Annotated in this window: 12 protein-coding genes; 11 read left to right on the top strand and 1 reads right to left on the bottom strand. The window is 51.6% G+C overall.

Features of this window, described 5'->3' with window-relative positions:
* The first annotated feature begins 11 nt into the window (after positions 1 to 11).
* The 3 genes from BJP58_RS03795 to BJP58_RS03785 all read left to right on the top strand — a co-directional run bounded on the left by BJP58_RS03795 (position 12) and on the right by BJP58_RS03785 (position 4,432).
* A complete protein-coding gene (locus tag BJP58_RS03795) occupies positions 12 to 932 on the top strand; it encodes a carbohydrate ABC transporter permease (RefSeq protein WP_007130200.1) in 921 nt (306 codons plus the stop codon).
* A 103-nt stretch (positions 933 to 1,035) separates the two neighbouring features.
* Positions 1,036 to 2,802, top strand: a complete 1,767-nt coding sequence (locus BJP58_RS03790) for a sensor histidine kinase (protein WP_194544803.1) — start codon at positions 1,036 to 1,038, stop codon at positions 2,800 to 2,802.
* Positions 2,789 to 4,432: a response regulator transcription factor gene (locus BJP58_RS03785; protein ID WP_233355109.1), complete on the top strand. Its 1,644-nt coding sequence runs from the start codon at positions 2,789 to 2,791 to the stop codon at positions 4,430 to 4,432. Before BJP58_RS03790 ends, BJP58_RS03785 begins: the two co-directional genes overlap by 14 nt.
* A 74-nt stretch (positions 4,433 to 4,506) precedes the next feature.
* On the opposite strand, the gene BJP58_RS03780 is transcribed toward BJP58_RS03785, so the two are convergent.
* Positions 4,507 to 5,205, bottom strand: a complete 699-nt coding sequence (locus BJP58_RS03780) for a helix-turn-helix domain-containing protein (RefSeq protein ID WP_194542856.1) — start codon at positions 5,203 to 5,205, stop codon at positions 4,507 to 4,509.
* A gap of 295 nt (positions 5,206 to 5,500) precedes the next feature.
* Between BJP58_RS03780 and BJP58_RS03775 the strand changes: the two genes are divergently transcribed.
* From BJP58_RS03775 to BJP58_RS03740, 8 genes are all read left to right on the top strand, one after another.
* Positions 5,501 to 6,898: an ABC transporter substrate-binding protein gene (locus tag BJP58_RS03775; protein WP_194542855.1), complete on the top strand. Its 1,398-nt coding sequence runs from the start codon at positions 5,501 to 5,503 to the stop codon at positions 6,896 to 6,898.
* A 97-nt stretch (positions 6,899 to 6,995) separates the two neighbouring features.
* Positions 6,996 to 9,887, top strand: coding sequence for an extracellular solute-binding protein (locus tag BJP58_RS03770; RefSeq protein ID WP_194542854.1), 2,892 nt, complete (start codon positions 6,996 to 6,998; stop codon positions 9,885 to 9,887).
* 20 nt (positions 9,888 to 9,907) lie between these two features.
* Positions 9,908 to 10,867, top strand: a complete 960-nt coding sequence (locus tag BJP58_RS03765) for a carbohydrate ABC transporter permease (RefSeq protein WP_099479745.1) — start codon at positions 9,908 to 9,910, stop codon at positions 10,865 to 10,867.
* 14 nt (positions 10,868 to 10,881) lie between these two features.
* On the top strand, positions 10,882 to 11,745 hold the full coding sequence (locus BJP58_RS03760; RefSeq protein ID WP_181469880.1) for a carbohydrate ABC transporter permease: 864 nt from the start codon (positions 10,882 to 10,884) through the stop codon (positions 11,743 to 11,745).
* A 17-nt stretch (positions 11,746 to 11,762) separates the two neighbouring features.
* Positions 11,763 to 13,223 (top strand): NHL repeat-containing protein, encoded by a 1,461-nt coding sequence (locus tag BJP58_RS03755; protein WP_194542853.1) that lies wholly within the window; start codon positions 11,763 to 11,765, stop codon positions 13,221 to 13,223.
* On the top strand, positions 13,220 to 13,846 hold the full coding sequence (locus tag BJP58_RS03750; protein WP_194542852.1) for a Yip1 family protein: 627 nt from the start codon (positions 13,220 to 13,222) through the stop codon (positions 13,844 to 13,846). Before BJP58_RS03755 ends, BJP58_RS03750 begins: the two co-directional genes overlap by 4 nt.
* Positions 13,847 to 13,858: 12 nt before the next feature.
* Entirely contained in the window at positions 13,859 to 16,417 is a 2,559-nt protein-coding gene (locus BJP58_RS03745) for a DUF5696 domain-containing protein (protein WP_194542851.1), read from the top strand.
* Positions 16,414 to 17,331: a carbohydrate ABC transporter permease gene (locus tag BJP58_RS03740; RefSeq protein WP_194542850.1), complete on the top strand. Its 918-nt coding sequence runs from the start codon at positions 16,414 to 16,416 to the stop codon at positions 17,329 to 17,331. The genes BJP58_RS03745 and BJP58_RS03740 overlap by 4 nt, the downstream gene beginning before the upstream one ends.
* Positions 17,332 to 17,337 lie beyond the last annotated feature (6 nt).

Raw genomic sequence — 17,337 nt, 5'->3', positions numbered from 1 at the left:
GGGGGGAAACGATGCAGCAACGATTGGTGCCATCTTCGGCTGAAGGGGGCCGTATCCGGCAAAAAAGGCGGTTTGAGTGGTTTTCCCTAATCAATGCCATTTTCTTGATTTTGATCTCGCTGATTTGCGTTCTTCCTTTGATTCACATCATTGCGGTTTCCTTTAGTTCCAGCGCGGCGGCTTCGGCGGGATATGTGAAGCTGTGGCCTGTCGACGTGACGCTGGCTTCCTACATGTATACGGCAAGCCGCCACGAGTTTTGGGATTCGATGCTGGTGTCGCTCACCCGGATCGGTTTGGGGACTCCGCTTAATTTGCTGCTGACCGTGTTGATTGCCTACCCGTTATCGAAAGAGACACGTTCTTTTCGGCTTCGGAGCGCGTACGCTTGGATCTTTTTCATCACGATGCTGTTTAATGGCGGCCTGATTCCTTGGTATTCAACGATAAAAGAATACGGCATGCTGGATACGATATGGGCATTGATTTTGCCGAGCGCGGTTCCCGTGTTCAGCGTCGTTCTGCTGCTTAATTTTTTCAGGGAAATTCCGAAGGAGCTTGAAGAGGCGGCGCTCATCGACGGAGCAAGCCACTGGCGGACCATGTGGTCGATATTTGTCCCAATATCCAAGCCTGCGCTTGCCACGCTTGCTTTGTTTTCCATGGTTGAGCACTGGAACAGCTGGTTCGACGGACTGCTGTTGATGGGAGACCCGTCCAATTATCCGCTGCAAAGCTATATTCAAACGATCGTAATCCAGCAAAACCTGTCGAATATGTCGAGGGACGATATGCTGAATTTGGCGCTGATTTCGGATCGGACATTGAAATCGTCGCAGATCTTTCTCGGCTCGCTTCCGATTATTTTGGCATACCCGTTCTTGCAGAAATATTTCGTAAAGGGGATCGTTCTCGGAAGCGTGAAGGGCTAAGGCTAAGGACACAGCGCAAGTCGATGTTGCCCGACATAAGTCTGGCTGTCCTGACGAAATGTAGGCTATAATCGAATAAAAAATGCTGGGGGCAATGCCATTGATGTTCCGATGGGACTTTTCGCTGCGCAATACGATATTTCTCCGGTTGATCGTGACGTTTCTGCTCATTATGGTGCCGATTCTGTTATTTGCCGTGTATCTTTACCATTGGAACGTGCAAACGGCCAGCTCCGACATTACCAAGACGGCAGCGGCGCAATCCGAATTCTACCTGACCGATCTGGAAAACGAAATCGAACGCATGAAAATGCTGCAGTACAGCCTGCTGGAGGATGATAACCTGAATGAACTTGTCCTGACCTGGGAGACGATGGCGACGATCGCCCGTACCGAGAACATGAATTCGTTGATCAAGCGGCTGTATACCGTTCAGAACAGCAGCATGTATATCAAGGATGTCAGTGTTCATATTGCGGCGATCGGCCGCACGATTTCAGCCGGCGATGGGGTGCGTGAATTCAGGACCGAACGCTTCAGGGAAATCCGTTCCGTCTTTGGCAGCGGCTCTCAGCTCATTGAATGGAACGGAGGCTTGTTCCTTGGCGCCATGAAACAGCGGGGAATCAAAGGGGCAGAGCCGCTGTTCACGGTCGAGATCGAGCTGGACGAGCAGCGGCTGCAAGAAGCGCTCGCTCAATTCAATACGTACCCCGGCAGCGGAACGCTGCTCCTGTCGGACAGCGCCAAGGTTGCCGTCGCGAACGGGACAGGGGAGCTGACTAACGTCAGCCTCCCCCTTTTCCTGCGGGAAATCCCGGGGCTCCTGAAGGACACTCCTTCGCGGCTGACGGTAAACGGGAACCAGTACTATGCCGTGCAGGCGCACTCGCCGGAGCTAGCGCTGTCGATCTATCGTTTCATTCCCGAGAAGGTCGTACAGAAGCCGCTGAGCAAGTTCTATAAATGGGCATGGGGATTTGCCGCAGCCGCGCTGGGGATATTTGGCGTTTTTGCGCTGTCTACCTATAAATTCATCCACAAACCTATGCTGGCTTTAGTTAAAGGCTTCAGAAGGATCGAGCACGGGGATCTGAGCATCCATATCGCCCATGAATCCAAAGACGAGTTCAGGTACTTATACGGCAGGTTTAACCAGATGGTGGACAATTTGCGCTCTTTGATCGATCAAGTCTACAAGCAGAAAATCATGACGCAGCGGGCGGAGCTGAAGCAGCTGCAATCGCAAATCAACCCGCACTTTTTATACAACAGCTTTTTTATCCTGAATACGATGGCCAAGACGGGAGATACGGAACGGATCGAACAGTTTACGACGCTGCTCGGGGAGTATTTCGAATTCGTGACGAGGAATGCATCGGATTTGGTTGCATTGGAACAGGAAGTTCATCATGCGAGAATGTATGCGGAAATTCAGGAGTTACGTTTTTCGAGAAGGATTCAGGTACGCTTCGATCCGCTGCCGGATGAGCTGCGGCAACTTCGCGTGCCGCGGTTGATCGTTCAACCGATCATTGAAAACGCCTTCAAGCACAGCCTAGAAAAAAAGACGAAGAATGGTTTGATTGTGGTGCGATTCGAAGGGGCGGACGGCCAGGCTCGCGTCATCGTGGAGGATAACGGAGACCGGTTGACGGACGAGGCGCTGGAGCTGATCCGGAAGTCCTTGTACGAGGAACAGGACCAGGCCGAAACGACAGGGATGGTGAACATTCATCGCCGGATCCGCATCACATTCGGGGAGCATGCCGGATTACGGACAGAACGTAGCGAGCTTGGGGGGCTTTCCGTAACGATTCTTCTTGGCGATGGAGGTGAACCGTCAAGTGTACAGAATGTTGATCGTTGACGACGAAGAAATTATCACCGATGGGCTGGCGGATATTTTCGGAAAATTGAACCTTGACCTGGACATCTATAAAGCCTATTCGGGGCAAGAGGCGCTGGAACTGTTGAACCGGACGCGGGTCGATGTCGTACTATCCGACATCTGCATGCCGGGCATGGATGGCCTGGAGCTGATGGAAACGATACGTCTCAATTGGCCGCAGTGCAAAATCGTGTTCCTGACAGGGCATAACGACTTCAATTATGTCTATCAAGCGATTCAAGCGCCGGACGTGCAATACGTGCTCAAAAACGAAGGCTACCCGAAATTGATCGCGGCCGTCGAGCGAGCGCTCAAGGAACTGGAAGAGACGCTGCGGGCGAATGATCTGATCCGGCGGTCGAAAGAGCAGCTGGATACGCTGGAGACGCTTGCTCACGGGGACTATTTTCGAAATTTGTTATTCCACGACGTGCTCTTCGAACGGGAATTGGAGGAAGACTTCAGGCGCCTGCAAATTCCGCTGGATGCGTCCATGCCGATTCTGATCGGGCTGGGCAGCGTAACGTCTGGCGGTTCCGCGGGAAGATCCCCCACGTATGTCGACCGTCGGGAGACGGCGCTTGCGGTTAAGTTTCTGGCAGAGGCTTTCTTGGCAGAGCGGACGAGCAGCAATGGATTCATCGATCGATACGGGGATCTGATCTGGCTCATCCAGCCCAAGCGGTGGAGCGGATCGGAATGGACGGACGCTTTCGCACTTACAGTCATGTTTCTGGAGGGAACGTTTGAGCTGATTCAGCAATCCTGCCTGGAATCGCTTGACGCGTCGGTTGCCGTGACACTATGCGGTGAGGCATTCGCCTGGGAAGGACTGCCTGCCATGTACGATAAAATGAGACGGCACCAGCATGATCGGACCGGTGACGGAACGCGGATGGTCCAGAAGGTGTTTCCAAGCAAGGAATCCGCGTCGTCCGCTATGATCCTTAACAGATCCTTGCGCGATAAGTTCGAGGCGCTGGCCGTCCATTTGGAAGCAGGCAGAAAAGAGGAGTTCATGGGGCTGTTCGATGACTTGACCGAACCGGCAGCTTACGAACTCGAGCGGGGAGACCCCAATATGACGGAGCTTTGCTATACGGTTGCGCTTGTGCTTCTGTCTTACATCAATCGGTGGGAAATCCGTGAGATCGGTTCGTTCGGCCTGATGAAACTGGAAGACTATCGTTCGTGGAGGGAAGCCTTCGGTTATTTGAAAGGCGTTGCTGACGTTTTGTTTTCCCTCCGGAAAAGCGGAGAGCAGAAGAGGGCTGCCGGCGTCATTGAAAAAATTTGTTCATTCATTGAACAAAACCTCAGCGAGGATCTGTCCCTTGTCAGGCTGGCGGCTGAATTTCATTTCAATCCATCTTACTTATCAAGGCTGTTCAAGCAGGAAAGGGGCGTGAATCTATCGGATTATATGGACGAACTCAGGATCCGCAAAGCGAAGGAGCTTCTGAAGAGGGAAGAACTGAAGATAGCCGAGGTCGGTGGTTTGATCGGATACGAAATGCCGCAATCGTTTACCCGTTTTTTTAAAAAATGGACCGGCATGACGCCGCAGGAATACCGAACCGTCAGGCTAAGCCGGGATGGAACGCTGTGAATGAAGCGATCTGGCGAATGGTCAGGCAGCAGTCCTTGGATAACCCAAGGACTTATTTGCATTGGCCTGGCATATTAGGAGGCGACCATCTTACGATATTCGTTGGCGCTTACGCCGGTATAGGATTTAAATCGCTTATAAAACCAGTCGATTTCGGTATAGCCCACCTCATTCGCAATTTCGTAAATCTTCAGATCCGTTTGCTCCAGCAGCATTTTCGCTCTTTCCATGCGCTGATTGAACAAATATTCGTTAAAGCTCATATTTTCATGGTTTTTGAACTTTTGGCCAAGATAGGAGCGGTTGAAATGGAATTTGCTTGAAATGTCTTTGAGTGTAATATTTTCGTGCAGCTTTTTTTCCACATATTCCTTGACTCTGTGAATCACGTCATCCTCAGTGCGGCGATGGTTCGCGTTAACAGCAGCTACGCTCTTCACCAGTTCCTCAGCCGGCAACGTGCTGGGTACGTAATCGCTTACCTGCAGGTGCAGCGCTTTGCGGATGAAGGCAAATTCCATGGTATCCTCGACAACAATGATGGGCAAACGGCTTATCCTCCGGATCCGACCGCACAGCTCCAGCCCTTTCTTGGGGCTGCCGTTCATGTTGATAACCGCCAGTGAATAGCCGTTCTCCTCAATCCGATGCAGCAGCGATGCCTCAGAATCATCATCGCAGATTTCCATGTTCATCCCGCATTTGCCCCAATCCTGCAGGCGAAGCGTATCATCGGAGCAGCAGCCCAGATTGATATACAGTAACTTAGACATGATGACTCCCTCCCCATATATTGCGATAAGCGGAATATCCAACAAAATGTTTACGCTTACATTATGTTGTCCGGAGCCCCTTTTCCACAATGTGCTTTTCTTTGCATTGCTAACCGTTCTTTACTTCTTGCAAAGCTTTGGTTGAAAAAGATCGGCGGACAAGCCGTTGCAGGAGGCGTCCTTCTAGCGTTTCAGGGGTAGAATATCTCGATTCCCCCAGGTTGTTGCATGGAAATGTAAGCGCTAAACTTTGGATGAATCTGGACCAAACATCAAACGTTGAGGGGGATTAAAGATGCGTGTTCGCAAATTATTGGTTCTGTTATTAGGATTGGTTCTGCTGCTTGCAGCCTGCAGCGGTGGCTCGGGCAACCCGAGCAGCGGCACCCAAGAAACCGTGGAATCGGAGACGAATAGCGGCACCGACAAAGGTACGTTGAAGGAACCTGGTGGGACGGAAAACAGCGGAGTGGAGGAAGAGGAAGTTTACAGAACGCCGGAAATGGATTTCGATTTAGGGGGTAAGACGATTAAAATCGTCTCTTGGTGGGATATGACGATTCCGGAGGATACCCCGGACAATATCCAGCGCAAGAAGAACCTTGAAGACCTGATGCAAAAGCATAATTTTAAAGTGGAGTACGTGGCCATCGACTACGGCGAGTACCAAGAGAAAGTTACCGCTTCCCTGCTCGCTGGCGAGCCGATCGGTGATATCGTTCGCCTTGGCAAAACCTATACGGTGCCTACCTTGGTTAAACAGGATCTGCTCTGGCCGATTGACGAATACACCAAAAATCCCGTTGCCTTTAACCAAAAGGTTACGAACGAATACTACACGTATGAAGGCAGGGGGTACGGATTCACCGAAAATCAAGCAAATCTGGTTCAAGGCATCTTTTACAATCGTACACTTATGAACCAGCTTGGCTTAAAGCCGCTTCAAGAGTACGTGAACGAAGATAACTGGAATTGGGAAACATTCATACAAGTGGCTAAAGAAGCCAACAAAGATACGAACAACGATGGCAAGCTGGACACTTGGGGGCTAGCAAACTCCTCGCTTATGGATCATGCATTGTATTCCAACAATACGGGTCTGACCAAAGAAGATAAGCAAAATCTCGATGATCCTGCAACACTGGATGCACTTAATTTCATTTCCCGTATTGCTACCGAGAAAATAGCAAGACCGACCGAGGGCGGCGACTGGACGGAGCCTGGCCAATTTTTCCGTCAAGGCAATACATTAATGTACGCAGGTGCCCTCCATGAGATGAGCGGCATGCAGACGGATATGCCGGATTACGACATCGGTTTCGTACCTTTTCCAAAAGGGCCGAACGCAACAGAGTACCACTCTGCCGAAGCACTCTTCCAGGCGCTTACCATTCCGAAAGCAGTCGAAAATCCGGAACAGCTGCTTTATATCTGGGAGAAAATCAACGACATTGATTCCGTATACGACTATCCGGACCAAGCCTCGTACGAAACGTTATTTTCGAGCGAAGACGACTTGAATAACGCCAAAATGGTGGCGCCAAACATGATGATTCTTGACCACAATACATTCCCGAATTTGAAGTACTACGATTTCGTCGGCGAGCTGAATGAGGGGATATCCGTTTCCACCGTTGTTGAGAAATACAAGTCAACGTTCCAAGCAGCTATCGACGAAGTATATGGTAAGTAACCTTGAACATTAGCCGAAGAACCGATCGTCCCTGCGCAGCGCATTGCTGCGGCAGGGACTGTCATTGGATGGATTAACCGTATGGGAGGGAGAGAAATTGAACACCAGGAAGAAGCGTTTCGGTAGCGCCATACTTGTCATCGTCCTATTTTTTTTGTCTCTATGGGCCTTCTACCCTTCGAAATCGACAAACCAAGGCTTCGTTCAAGCGATCTCCGACTTTGAAGCGGTCATTGAAACGGAAGGGCAGGACGGGTACAGCCAGTATTTAGACGCCCATGCATCGGCCAGCCGCCCGGACCGCATCGTCCGCATCGAAGGCGAGTCCTTTGTATCAGCCTCCGGGGAGGGATTCGAGATCGCGGAGAAATTACACGGCTCCGAAGGGAAATCCGTGATCACGCCAGAGGCAGGCTCCATCTCATGGGACGTGAACGTGGAAGAACCGGGCTTATACCATGTCCGGATCCGATATTATCCGATTGAAGGGAAGAGCTCGGCGATCGAAAGGCAATTCTCTATCAATGACAAGGTGCCCTTCAAGGGAGCGGATATCGTGCTATTCGACAGAGTATGGGGAAACCGGGACGAGGAAATCAGGCAGGATAACCGCGGAAACGATCTGCGGCCAAGGCAGATCGAGCAGCCTTCCTGGCAGCTTGCGCCGCTCTCGGATCGGTACGGCTACTATGATGAGCCGTATTCCTTTTATTTTGACAAGGGCAAGCAGAAGCTTATGCTAACGTCCTTGCGGGAGCCAATGGCCATTGATTATATCGAGCTGTACCAGGATCATGCCTTGAAAACATACGAGGAGCTGGCGAATGAATATGAGTCCGGGGGCTTGGAACCGACCCGGGATCAGTACATTCTGATTCAGGCGGAGGATGCCAAGCGGAAATCGTCGCCGACCTTGTATCCTACATCCGACAGATCCAGCCCGACCGTTGAGCCGTACGACGTTTCCAAAATCAGAATCAACACCATCGGAGGCGTTAACTGGAAGCTGCCGGGGCAATGGATCGAATGGGAGTTCGAGGTGGAAGAAGACGGTTTGTACCAAATCGTCTTGAAGCAGAAGCAGGACCAGCTCCGGGGCGTATTTGCCACACGTAGCCTTATGATCGACGGGGAGTTTCCCTTTGAGGAAATGAAACGAATCCGCTTTCATTATGACCGCGATTGGCAAATGAACGTGCTGGGCGAGGAAGAACCTTATTTATTCCATTTCACCAAAGGGACGCATCGGATCCGAATGATGGTGTCTCTCGGGGAGATCGCGCCGCTCTTGCAGACGATTGAATCCAGCGTGCTGGAACTGAACGAAATGTACCGCAAAATACTAATGATCACCTCCAATACGCCGGATCCGTTCCGGGATTATCAATTGGAGAAGCGGATTCCGGATATGGTGGAGGTGTTCACCGAGCAGGCCGAAATCATTCAAAGCGTGGCCGATTATCTGGAAGAAGCGACAGGCGAGCGAAGCGACAAGGTGGCCGTTCTGCATTCAATGGTGCACCAGCTGAACGAGCTCGCCGAAAATCCCGAAACCGTCGCCAAACGCTTGGACACGTATAAGGTGAACGTGGGCGGTCTCGGAACCTGGATGCTGCAGATTAAAGAGCAGCCCATCTCGCTTGATTATCTGATCGTTCATTCGCCGGATCGCAAGCTGCCCAAACCGGACGCGTCGTTTTTCGAGGTCGCGGGCCATGAGTTAGGCGCTTACGCAGCTTCGTATACGGAAGATTATGACACCATCGGAAACGCCGGCGATGAAGAAGATGCCATTACCGTGTGGATAACGACCGGACGCGATCAGGCGCAAGTACTGAAAGCATTGATCGACGACACGTTTACGCCTGAGTCGGGTATTCCGGTGCATCTCCGGCTTGTTCCGGGAAACATCCTTCTGCCAGCCACGCTTGCCGGTGAAGGTCCGGATGTCGCCATGCAAATCGGCGAGGACGTGCCGGTCAACTACGCGATGAGGGGGGCTGCAGCCGATTTAACGAAATTCGATGATTTCGAAGAGGTGGTCACCCGATTCCGCGACAGCGGGCTGGAGCCTTACAAATATAACGGCGGGGTGTACGCCTTGCCTGAACAGCAGACCTTCCCGATGTTGTTCTATCGCAAGGATATTTTGGAGGAGCTCGGCTTGAAGCCGCCAGCGACCTGGCAAGAAATCTATGACATGATTTCCGTGCTTCAGAAGCACAACATGCAATTTTATTTGCCGCTGGAAGCCACCAACGCAAGCCTGGTCCCGAATGCGACGTTCGCGATGCTGCTGTACCAGAACGGCGGGCAGTTTTACCGCGATAACGATACGAAGAGTGCACTCGACTCGGACATCTCCATGGAGGCATTCAAGAAGTGGACGCAGTTTTATACCAGCTACAAGTTCCCGCTGCAGGCGGACTTCCCGAACCGTTTCCGGACCGGGGAAATGCCGATCGGGATTGCGGATTACACGACGTACAACATGCTGACGGTCATGGCCCCCGAGATTAAGGGGCTGTGGGATTTCACGATTGTGCCGGGGACTGAACGCGAGGACGGCATCGTGAACCACGAAGTTGCCAGCCATACGACCGCCGTCATGCTGCTTCAAAATTCGAAGAGCAAAGCGGCCGCTTGGGAATTTCTGAAGTGGTGGACCGACAAAGAGACGCAAATTGCGTATGGCCGAGAGATGGAAGGTTTGATGGGAGAGGCTGCCCGCTATCCGACGGCCAACATCGAAGCGCTGGAGGAGCTGCCATGGCCGGTGAAGGATTATCGGAATTTGGATAACCAATGGCGGTGGGTACGAGGCATTCCGCAGGTGCCCGGAGGATATTTCACGGGCCGGCATTTGGACAATGCTTTCAGGAAAGTGGTAAATGCCAGCGAAAATCCGCGCGAAGCCTTATCCGATTATATTTTGTACATTAACGATGAAATCGAGATCAAGCGGAAGGAGTTCAATTTGCCATATTAACAGGGGAGGTGCGGTAGTCAATGCAAGGAGAACCAGTAATTCAAACCGTAAAGAGCCCCAAAGCGAATGTGCAGAAGAACAGCCGTTGGGTCTCTTTCATAAAAGAGTTGAAGCGCAGCAAGCACTATTATTTGCTGATGAGTCCGTATATGATTATTTTCTTTCTGTTTACGGTCATTCCGGTTGTCTTTTCCTTTGCCCTAAGTTTCTTCTATTTTAACATGCTGGAATTTCCGAGGTTCGTCGGTTGGCAAAATTATTCGAGGCTGTTTCTGAATGATGATATCTTTATGATCGCCTTGAAAAATACGCTGATGTTCGCCGTCATTACCGGTCCCGTCAGTTATATCGCCTGTTTTGTATTCGCATGGATCATTAATGAATTGTCGCCCAAAGTGCGGGCGTTCATGACGCTGGTCTTTTATGCGCCATCGATATCGGGCAACGTTTACTTCATTTGGCTCATCATCTTCTCAGGTGACAGCTATGGGTATTTAAACGGGTTTCTGATGAAGGCCGGCTTTATCCTGGAACCGATTCAATGGCTCCTGAATGAAAACTATATTCTATGGATCGTGATTATCGTGCAGCTTTGGCTGAGCCTGGGCACCAGTTTCTTGGCGTTTATCGCCGGCCTGCAAACGATCGACAAGTCGCTGATCGAAGCGGGGGCGATGGACGGCATCAAGAATCGCTGGCAGGAGCTCTGGTATATTACGCTGCCGTCCATGAGGCCGCAGCTGATGTTCGGGGCCGTGATGCAGATCACAACCGCATTCGCGGTCGCGGATATCTCGATCGCGCTCGCCGGGTTTCCGAGCGTTAACTATGCGGCGCACACCATTGTTACCCATCTGATGGACTTCGGCACGATCCGCTTCGAACTCGGCTACGCATCGGCCATTGCGACGTTCCTGTTCTTGCTGATGGTCGGGACCAACAAATTAACGCAAAAAATGTTGAGAAAGATAGGTGAGTAACGTTGGCTGCGAAAATGATTCGATATTTCCGGCTGCCGAGAACGCTGAACCGCTCTTTGCCCGTTAGCATTTTGCTGTTTGCGCTGCTCGCCTTGTTCGGAGCCTTCATGGCATTGCCCTTGATTTACGCGGTGAACAACGCATTCAAACCGCTGGACGAATTGTTCATATTCCCTCCGCGGTTCTTTGTGAACAATCCGACGATGGATAATTTCCTGGATTTGATGGTGTTGATGGGGAATTCGTGGGTGCCCTTATCTCGTTATTTCGCAAACACGCTGTTGATCACCATCATTGGCACGGCCGGACATATCCTGCTGGCGTCTGCAGCAGCCTATCCGCTGGCCAAATACCGGTTTCCCGGCTCGAGGGCGCTGTTTTCCATTGTGGTGCTCGCCTTGATGTTTTCGCCCCATGTTACGGCGATTCCCAACTATATGGTCATGTCTTGGCTGGGTTGGATCAATACGCATGCCTCCATCATCGTGCCTTCCTTGGCATTTCCGCTCGGGCTGTTTCTGATGAAGCAATTCATGGAGCAGATTCCCGATGCCCTGCTTGAGGCAGCCAAAATCGACGGGGCCAGCGAATATCGGATTTACTGGTCCATTGTGATGCCGAACGTGAAGCCTGCCTGGCTGACGCTGATGATTTTACAATTTCCGGCACTTTGGGGCAGCGATGGGGGCAGCTTCATTTACAGCGAGCATCTGAAGACGTTACATTTCGCGCTCGGACAGATCACGGAAGGCGGAATCGCAAGAGCCGGAGTCGGCGCGGCCGTTGCACTCCTCTTGATGATCGTTCCCATTACGCTCTTTATCATCTCCCAGAGCAGTGTCATGCAGACGATGGCCACTTCAGGGATGAAGGACTAGAAAGGAGGCATGTCAGATTGATGAACAGCTTGCGCAAACTGAAAACGCCTCTCCTCATCATGATCTGCTGCTTATTGGGGGTTGGGGCAGGAGCGGGGAACGTAAGCGCCGAGAGCGCCTCGGACTCCTATATTTATTCCTATTGGGGCGATGTTGCGGCAGCGCCGGCCGCTTATGTGGCGACTGAATGGATAAGCGGCTCGGATCTGGGGACGGATGCTTTCCAAGAGCCGAGCGATCTTCACGTCACCGCCGACAATCGCGTATACGTGCTGGATTCCGGCAACAATCGGATCGTTGTGCTGGACCATGATCTAAAGCTGGTAACCACCGTGGATTCCTTCACAAGAGAGGGCGAGCCGGATACATTCCTACAACCGCAAGGAATCTTCGTGACCGATGACGGCGAGGTGCTCGTAGCGGACACTGGAAACAAACGGGTGGTTCACTTGGATTCGGATTTTCAACTGATCAAGATCATCGATTCGCCGGAGTCGGAGCTACTGCAGGATTCGTTTAAATTCGAACCCGTCCGGGTCGTCATGGACCATGCGCAGCGAATTTACGTCATGGCTGCCGGCGTGTTTGACGGGTTCATGGAATTCGATGCCGGAGGGGCGTTTACTTCCTTCATCGGCGCGAATCGCGTTTATATCGATCCGATCGAATATTTCTGGAAGCAGATCTCGACCAAGGCGCAGCGCAGCCAGATGGTCATGTTTACGCCTACGGAGTTTACGAATCTGGATATTGACTCGGAAGGGTTCATCTATGCCACGAACGGGGACCAGTGGGGGAATAACATTAAGAAGCTTAATGCGCAAGGCAGCGATATTTTAAGAAGAACGGGGTATTCCGACCCGCAGGGCGACATTCTTTACCTCAGCAGCGAAGGTCCTTCTAAGCTGATCGACATCGATGTTGCCGACAGCGAGATTTACTCCGTTCTCGATGGCAAGCGGGGACGGGTGTTCACTTACAATGGGGATGGACATCTGATGTACGTGTTCGGCGGGCTGGGGAACCAAATGGGCCAATTTCATACGCCGGCCGCCATCGACCGAATCGGCGAGGATTTTCTTGTGCTGGATAAAGCGCTTGGCGAAATTACCGTCTTCCGAACGACCGAATACGGTCGAACGCTGAATGAAGCCGTCAAAAGCTATTATCGTGGCGAGGAAGAGACCGCTTTTGCGTTGTTTAATCGAACGATCGCCATGAATGCCAATCTGGAATTCGCCTATGCGGGGATCGGCAAAGCCTTGCTTCGTCAAGGCGATTATAAGGGTGCCATGATGCATTTCAAACGCAGCTTGGATCAGAAAAACTATTCGAAAGCATTCCTGCTATACCGCAAAGCGGTCATGAGGGAACATTTTCCGTTGATCATGACCATGCTGTGCTTGGCCGGAATCGGGATATTTGCCGCATCCAGGCTTCGGAAAGTGAAGGAACGAAGAAAGGGGGCTTCCGCATGAGCAGGGAATGGATTCGGTTTCCCCTAAATCTCATGGTTCATCCCTTTGAGGGCTATTGGGACCTGAAATACGATCGCAATCGAAAATTCACGTTGATCATCTCGTTTTGCGTATTGTTTCTGGTTGCCGTTACGAACATTTTGGGGAGCCAGTACAGCGGTTTTCTAGTCCATGTGTACAATCCCGAGAGCATGAACAGCGTCATGGAAATCGTATATGTGATCGTGCCGATCTTGTTCTGGTGCGTGGCTAACTGGTCGCTTACGACCTTGATGGACGGCGAGGGCAAATTCGTCGAAATTTTTACGTCGACCTGCTTCGCGCTCCTGCCGCTCGTGATCATACAGTTTCCATGGATCTGGCTCAGCAATCTCGTGTCGCTGCAAGAGACCGCATTCTATTATTTTTCAAACTCCGTTGCGGTTCTCTGGTTCGTTTACCTGCTGTTTGTCGGCAATATGACGGTACATCAGTTTTCCCCGTCCAAAACGATCGGAATTATGCTGCTCACCCTGGTCGCCATGGGGTTTATGGCTTTTATCAGTTTGCTGTTTTTCAGCTTGGTCCAACAGATCGTGGCCTTTATTTCCGTCATCTATCAAGAATTGGTCATGAGAACTTAAGGAGGAGGAAGGATGGGCAATTTCGCTAAATACATGCTGCTTGCTGCCAGTGTGCTGACAGCGCTGATTATGGCCGGTTGTACGGATAAAGGACCGGAAAAGGCAGCTGGCGATGAAGGCAACGGGCCCGCCAACAGCTTTACGCCGGGAGCAGTTCTCAAGTCATCGTTCGTCAATCCGAACGTCAAAGGCATGAAAGGCATTGTCGAGAACGATCAGCTCCAGCTGCTAGCGGACGATCAGACGGGGGCGATCGCCGTCGTGCATAAGGCAAGCGGCGAAATTTGGCACAGCAATCCCCCCGGCCATCAGTCGGATCCGCTGGCCGCGGGCGTGAACAAAAGCTTGTTGTCCTCTCAGTTGAAGCTTGACTTTTATAACAGCTTCGGACAGATAAATTCGGTCAATTCGCACGCCGACAGCGCGGCTTACAAGCAAATCGGCATGGAGGAAATCCCAAACGGCGTTCGCGTTAACTACCGGTTCGGCACGGACAAAAAAACGATTGACGACATGCCCAAGAAGATCAGCAAGTCCCGCTTTGAACAGAACCTGTTAAGCAAGCTGGACAGCGCCGGCCAGCGAACGCTGAAAATCGCGTACACGGAAGATGCCGAGCAAGGGGTGTATGTCCGGTCCGACGGCGCGCTCAAAGGTCTGCAGCTGGAGCGTGCACTTAAAGCCTTTGAGGATGCCGGATATACCGAGGACGATTTGCTGGTGGACATCGAGGAGAACCATTTGGATCAGACCAAGCCTGAACCGCGGGTATTTCACGCCTCGATCGAATATACGCTGGACGGCGACAGTCTGATCGCCAAGCTTCCGGTTTCCAGCATCGATTTCCCCGCTGAATATCCGGTGAACACGATCTCGTTCCTGAGCTTCTTCGGTGCAGGGGGGGCGGAGGATAAGGGCTCAATCCTCGTTCCGGACGGATCGGGAGCGCTGATCCATTTTAATAACGGCAAGACGCGGTACCCTTCCTACCAGCAGAGCGTGTACGGAATGGACCGAACGATGAGCGGGGTCGAAACGGCTGATAGCAGCCAGGACGTCAGGCTGCCGGTGTTCGGCATCATCCGTGAAGGCGGGGCATTTATCGGCATCATCGAGGAAGGGGCTCCGGCCGCGACGATCAATGCCGACGTCAGCGGCAGGCTGAACAGCTATAACTACGTCTACCCGACGTTCACGGTAATCAACAAAGGCGACTTAAGCCTGGATGCGAACGGCCAGCAGCGCTCGCTCCCGAAGTTCCAGGAGGATCCGATGCGAAGCGATTTTTCGGTCCGGTATGCGTTCGTGGGCAAGCAGTCGGCTTCCTATCCGGGACTCGCCGCCTATTACAGGAATTACTTGGAGCAACAGGGAGGCCTCCCGGCAATTGCCGAGAGGAATGAAGAGAATATGCCGTTCTATCTTCAGCTCGTAGGAAGCATTTATAAGAAAAAGCATTTTGCAGGAATTCCGTATCGGGCGCTGGAGCCGCTCACAACGTTCGAACAAGCGCAAAGCATTCTGACAGAGATGGGCAAGCGAGGCATCCATGACATCAAATTGAAATATAGCGGCTGGTTCAACAAAGGGCTGGATCATGAGGTTCCAGGCAGCGTCTCCGTTGATCAACAGGTAGGGGGAGAGAAGGGACTACGGCGTCTGCTATCCTATGCGAACGAGAATGGGGTAACGCTGTATCCGGATGTCGCTATCCTTACCGCGTTGTCCGGTTCCGGGTTCAACGAGGCGAAGGAGGCGTCCAGAACGCTGCGAGGCATCCCCGCAGAGATCTATTCCTTCAATCCGGCGCTGAACCGACGGGATCGGACCGGTTCGCCTGCCTATGTCATATCGCCGCGGTTCATGAGTAGCTACACGGAAGCTTTCTTAAAGGATTATGGAAAATACGGCGCTATTGGCGTTTCGCTGAGTGATCTTGCCGCCGAGCTGGACAGCGATTTTCGCAAGCATCGTCAAATTGACCGTACGGAGTCCGAACAGTTGTCTCTGGATGCGCTGAACAAGGTTTCAGAAACCAATCTTCAGGTCATGGCTGACGGAGGAAACGCTTATGCGCTGCCTTTCTTAACCGATATCACCCATGCGCCGATGTCTAGCAGCAGCTTTAAAATCGAAGACGCGGCAATTCCGTTCTATCAAATGGTTGTCCGCGGGCATATCGATTACACGGGAGCGCCTTACAATCTGTCCGCGTATACCGATGCCAAACCTTATATTTTGAAGTGCCTGGAGTACGGTGCTGGCGTGTATTTTCAATGGTTCTATGAACCTAATCACAAAATAAAGGACACAGAGCATAACGAACTCTTCTCTGCCAACTACGCGTTATGGATCGACGAGGCCGCCCGCATCTATGAGGAAATCAATGCATTTCTGAAAAAGGTTCGCCATGAGCGGATCGTCGGGCATGACGAATTGGCTGACGGCGTGTTCAAGACGACATACGAGAGCGGCGTTTACGTCATCGTGAATTACAATCGTGCACCGGTGACGATAGACGGCGTAACCATTGAAGCCGAAAGCTATGTAACGGGTGGTGAAGCGCCATGAAATCCATAACCCAGCGATTGGGGCGAAAGCAGCGAAGCTATGGGAAACAGAAGGCATTATGGGGCATTGCTTATGTGATGCCTTGGCTGCTCGGTTTTATCTTTTTCTTCCTGATCCCTTTGCTGACTTCCCTGATCTACAGTTTTAGCACCGTAACGGCAAATTCCGAAGGAATCGGCATTACGTTTATGGGGATGAAAAATTACGTGACTGCCTTTACGGTCAACACCAGCTTTAACCGAATGCTGACCGAGGCGATCGTGAACATGGCGGTGAACGTGCCCCTGATCGTTATCTTCAGTCTGTTTCTGGCCGTCGTCCTGAATCAGAAGTTCCTTGGCCGTTCCTTTGCCCGATCGATATTCTTCCTGCCCGTCATTCTTGCTTCCGGGGTCATTCTGACCCTGGAAAGCAGCAGTCTTGTTCAGGCGATCAATGATCAGAATGCCGGTTCCGGGGGGCTGATTAACGCATTGGGAAGTTTTGAACTTGAGCGATTAATGCTTCAGGCCGGCGTAAGCGAGACGATCGTAAACTATTTAACCGGAGCCGTGGATCGTATTTATGAGATCGTAAGCCAATCCGGCGTACAGATCCTTATTTTCCTGGCAGGCATACAGACGATATCCCCCCAGCTGTACGAAGCGTCCAAGATGGAAGGAGCTACGGGTTATGAAGCCTTCTGGAAAATCACGTTTCCGATGGTCAGCCCGCTGATTCTGGTCAACATGATATATACGATTATCGACTCGTTCTCCCGAAATGAGCTGACAGACTTAATCAAGACCACGGGCTTCGTCCAATTCGATTTCGGCCTTAGCTCAGCAATGGCCTGGATTTACTTCCTGGCCATCTCCATCATCCTGTTGATTAGCACGTACTTTGTATCCAGGAAGGTCTTTTACCATGAATAGAAGAAG

The sequence above is a fragment of the Paenibacillus sp. JZ16 genome, assembly GCF_015326965.1.
Taxonomy (GTDB): domain Bacteria; phylum Bacillota; class Bacilli; order Paenibacillales; family Paenibacillaceae; genus Paenibacillus_AQ.
Note: the sequence above shows the minus strand (reverse complement) of the source record. Positions and strands in the feature narration are given on the sequence as shown.